Origin of the sequence: Caballeronia glathei (assembly GCF_000698595.1) — a bacterium.
In the GTDB taxonomy this organism is placed as follows: Bacteria; Pseudomonadota; Gammaproteobacteria; order Burkholderiales; family Burkholderiaceae; genus Caballeronia; species Caballeronia glathei.
This window is the reverse complement of the sequence record NZ_JFHC01000164.1, coordinates 1-4472: the sequence shown is the minus strand read 5'-3', so window position 1 is coordinate 4472 and position 4472 is coordinate 1. Positions and strand designations below refer to the sequence as shown.

The 4472-nt window shown below is 64.7% G+C and carries 4 protein-coding genes; all 4 read left to right on the top strand.

The genetic code is table 11. The features are described from left to right. Window positions 1–934 (top strand): LuxR family transcriptional regulator (locus BG61_RS37730; RefSeq protein WP_035943288.1); only part of this gene is annotated, 934 nt, incomplete at its 5' end. A gap of 344 nt (window positions 935–1278) precedes the next feature. Then, complete coding sequence (locus tag BG61_RS37725; protein ID WP_035928985.1) at window positions 1279–2403, top strand: porin; 1125 nt, start codon at window positions 1279–1281, stop codon at window positions 2401–2403. Window positions 2404–2549: 146 nt separating this feature from the next. Further along, complete coding sequence (locus BG61_RS37720; protein WP_232256074.1) at window positions 2550–2834, top strand: BON domain-containing protein; 285 nt, start codon at window positions 2550–2552, stop codon at window positions 2832–2834. A 60-nt stretch (window positions 2835–2894) separates the two neighbouring features. After that, the coding region (locus tag BG61_RS37715) for a fatty acid--CoA ligase (RefSeq protein WP_051673090.1) at window positions 2895–4472 on the top strand (1578 nt) is incomplete at its 3' end.

Here is a 4472-nt window from a genome sequence, read left to right as displayed (position 1 = left end):
AATTGCGTATGAAGACGACCGGCTGGACGAGGCGGCGGCGCTGCTCGCCAACCGCCTGGACATGCTCGAACGGGCCGCCACGCCGGAGACCGTGATGCTCGCCTATCGCACGGCGGCGCGCATTGCCGCGGTGCGCGGCAACGAGCACCGGGCCCTCGACATGCTGGAGACGATGCACGCGCTGGGCGTGAGCCGTCGTCAGCCCCGCCTGTGCGTCGCCAGTCTGGCCGAACAGGTCCGCATGCATGCGGGCCGCTACCGCAGCGAGACATGCCAGGCGCTGGTGCGCCGCATCGACGAAATCCTGGCCCGCGAGTCGGGTCGCGGGCCGCTCTGGCGCGATTCGGTCGCGCTATTGCAGTCACTTTCGCACGCCGACGCCGCCATTGCCGCGCGAAGCTGGCAACAGGCGCTCGACGCACTGGACGCCGCCGGCAAGCAGTCCGACGCGATGAACATGGGCCGCTATCGCATCGAGATCATGGCCTTGCGCGCATTCGCGCAGCAACAGATGGGCGTGGATGCGACAGCCCTGCTGCTCGAAGCGATGAACCTCGCGCAGACCTTCAGGCTGGGCCGCACGCTGATCGACGCTCATCCCGCGCTCGCGGACTGGGCGCGGCGCGCAGCCGACGCAGCCGATCCCGGGAGCGTCGGGCGGGCGCCCGCCGCCCTGCCGAGCGCGCGGCCCCACCCGCGCGAGACGGGCGGACCTCGCGCGGTGCCGTGCGTCGTCCTGACGCCCAAGGAGCGGGAGATTCTCGAACTGCTTGCGCGCAATCTGACGAACAAGGAGATCGCGCGCGCAGGCACGATTGGAGAGGGCACCGTCAAGTGGCACCTCAAGAACCTGTTCGGCAAGCTCGACGCGAGTTCCCGCAAGCACGCGGTGCGCCGCGCAGTGGTGCTTGGCCTGCTCGAAGGCACTCAATAAGGACAGAACGCGATCTGCCGCCCTCGCGCGGCCCGCGTCTGCGCCATTTCACCCCCCTCCGTCGCCCGCGTCTGCGCCACTCACCCCCCTCCCTACGCGAGAGGGGCTGAAATTCCTCTCCTTCCGTATTCTTGCTGCATGACTTCACGCGCCATAGCGACCCCTTCCAGGGGCTGCGCACGCGGGATGTTCGTCCCGCGTTGTGCTCGCGGACGGCGGCATTAGCAGCCGTTCGAACCACGGGCCTGCGAAGCGATCGATCGGCCGACTGCCCCTTTACCGACCCTGACCACGCCTGCCCGACTGCATGCGTGCAAGTCGAAAAAAAACATACGGAGACACTCATGAAACTCAGACTCCCCTGCCTTGCTGCCCTGCTGGCCTTCTCAGGCGCCGCATCCGCGCAAGGCTCGGTGACGCTCTACGGCGTACTCGATGCCGGCCTGCTCTATCAGAGCACGTCCGCGGCTTCCTTCGCACCGAACGCCCGCGACACGGGCAAGGTGTATCGCTACAAGGACGGCGGCATCTACGCCAGTTTCTGGGGCCTCAAGGGCAGTGAAGACCTGGGCGGCGGCTACAAGGTCAACTTCAAGTTGCAGGGCACGTTCGATACGGGCACCGGCAAGTTCGGCCTCTCCGACACGCCCGGCGTGCCCGCGCAATTCAACCAGTTCGCGACGATCGGCCTGTCCGGCCCGTTCGGCACGTTCAACGCGGGCCGCCAGATTGTGCCGATGGTGTACGCGATGTACGAAACCGACGTGCGCGGCGCGCAATACTTCGGCAGCATTCTCACCGCGTGGCTCGGCATGAATCAGGCAGCCGGCTGGCCCGGTACCAGCACGAACGGGCCGATCGGCGCGCTGTACGACAGCAATGCGCTCGTCTACGAGTCGCCGAAATTCTATGGTGCGTCGCTCGCGCTGGAATACGCTCCGGGCGGCGTTCCGGGCGAATTCCAGGGCGGCACGCGCGAGTCCGCCGTCCTGAAGTATTCGAACTACGGCCTGAATCTGTCGGCGGTCTACTACAACGGCCACGATGCGAACCCGATGCCTGGAATCGCGGCGACGGGGCTCAACAACAATCGGCTGGTGTACCTCGGTGCGATGTACACGTTCCGGGACTTCTCCGTGTCCGGCTCGTACAGCCGCGGCAAGAATCCGGCGAACACGGGGCGTGCGGACTACGAGCTGTATTCGGCCGGGCTCGGATACCGGTTCAACCCGGTGCTCAAGGCCACCTCCGGGTTCTACTACCTGAAGGACAAGAACAATTCGACGAATCACTCGAGCGAATTCGCGGTGGGTGCGGAATACAGCCTGTCCAAGCGCACGCTCGCCTATGCGCAGGTCGGCTATGTCGACAACCACGGAACGATGAACCAGACGATCGTGTACGGACAACCGGTGGCGCCGGGCGAGTCGACCACGGCGGCGATGATCGGCGTGCGCCACAACTTCTGATTCGTGGATGCGCGGCAATCGCGATCCGAAGTTCCCATAAAAGATAACTGGAGCAATCCATGAAGAGAATCATGCCACGCCGTTCAGGCAGTGCAGCATTGATCGTTTTGGCATCGGTCGCGGGATGGATTCTCGCGAGCGAAACGATGGCGGCCCCGAGCGAGCCTTCGGTGGCCTCGAGCGCGGCCCCGGCGAGTGCTACCCGAAAAGAGAATCGCGCGCTGCGCAAACGCGTGTATGCCGCATTCGCAAAAGACAAGAGCATCGACGCCGGAAACATCGGCGTCGGCGTGAAGGACGGAGCCGTGACGCTGACCGGCACGGTCGCCGACGCCTCGCAGATCGAAAGGGCAGTCACCCTGGCGAAGGGCGTGTCCGGCGTCGTGTCGGTGACGAACAAATTGACCGTCAGGCGGGATTTCGGACAGTAAGCCGTGCCTCGCGCAACGAAGCCGGCGATTCGCTCGCCGCTTTGCATCAAGGAAACTCAAATGAATCACGACATGTTCGAATCAAATCAGCCGGGGTATGCGTACCCGTTGCTCATCAAGCATCTTCTGCACACGCCGCTCGCGCATGCGCCCGATCAGGAGATCGTGTATCGCGGCGAGACGCGCCTCACCTACCGCGCCATGCGTGAGCGCATCGCGCGCCTCGCCAATGGTCTGAGCCGTCACGGTGCAAGAATGGGCAGCACGGTCGCGGTGATGGACTGGGACAGCCATCGCTACCTCGAATGCTACTTCGCCATTCCGATGATGGGCGCCGTGTTGCAGACGGTCAACGTGCGGCTCTCGCCCGCGGAGATCGCCTACACGATCAACCATGCGGGCGCGCAGATCCTGCTTCTCCACACGGACTTCCTGCCTGTGGTCGAAGCGATCCGGGACCAGCTCGAAACGGTGCGTACCTTCATCTGGATCGACGACGAAGGCAGCGAAGCCGGCGCGCACACGATCCCGTTCGCGGACGAATACGAGGCCATGCTCGCCGCAAGCGAGCCCGCCTACGACTTCCCTGATTTCGACGAGAACACGCGCGCCACCACGTTCTACACGACCGGCACGACGGGTCTGCCCAAGGGCGTCTATTTCTCGCACCGCCAGCTCGTGCTGCACACCATCACCGGGATGGCCGCGCTCGCGAGCCCCGTATCGGGGCAGCGCTTTCATCGCGGCGACGTGTACATGCCGATCACGCCGATGTTCCATGTCCACGCGTGGGGCATGCCCTACATCGCCACCGTGCTGGGCGTGAAGCAGGTTTATCCGGGCCGCTACGTGCCGGAGCGGCTCGTCAGCCTCGTGCGCGACGAAGGCGTCACGTTCTCGCATTGCGTCGGCACCATCCTGCACATGCTGCTCAACTGCGGCGAAGCGAAGGCCGTCGATCTGAGCAAGTGGAAAGTGATCATCGGCGGGGGTGCACTGCCTCACGGGCTTGCGCGTGCTGCGCTCGACCGCGGCATCGATATCTTCGCGGGCTACGGCATGTCGGAGAGCTGCCCCCTGCTGAGCCTCGCGCAACTGAAGCCCGGCAGCGAGACGCTCGATGCCGATGAACAGGTGCAACTGCGTTGCAAGACCGGACTGCCGGTGCCGCTCGTCGACCTGCGCATCGTGAACGAGGCGGGGACCGATGTGGCTCACGACGGCAAGGCAAGCGGTGAGGTCGTGGTGCGCGCACCGTGGCTCACGCAGGGCTATCTGAAGGACCCGGGCGCATCGGAGCAGCTCTGGGAGGGCGGCTACATGCACACACAGGACATCGCGAGCATCGATGCGAACGGCTACCTGCAGATCACCGACCGCATCAAGGACGTGATCAAGTCTGGCGGCGAGTGGGTTTCGTCGCTTGAAATCGAAAGCTTGATCTCGCTTCATCCGGGCGTGTCCGAGGTGGCGGTGATCGGCATCAAGGACGAGAAGTGGGGCGAACGCCCCGTGGCGCTGGTGGTCCTGAAGCCGCAATTCACGCCCGAGGTTTCGGAAGCGGACATCAGGAATCATGTGCTCGCCTTCAGCGAGACAGGGCAGATTTCGAAGTACGCCGTGCCGCAGATCGTGAAG

What these genes read in the sequence shown, in the direction of transcription:
- BG61_RS37720 (WP_232256074.1), top strand. Translation starts at nt 2,550, where the DNA reads ATGGCGGCCCCGAGCGAGCCTTCGGTGGCCTCGAGCGCGGCCCCGGCG.
- BG61_RS37725 (WP_035928985.1), top strand. Translation starts at nt 1,279, where the DNA reads ATGAAACTCAGACTCCCCTGCCTTGCTGCCCTGCTGGCCTTCTCAGGC.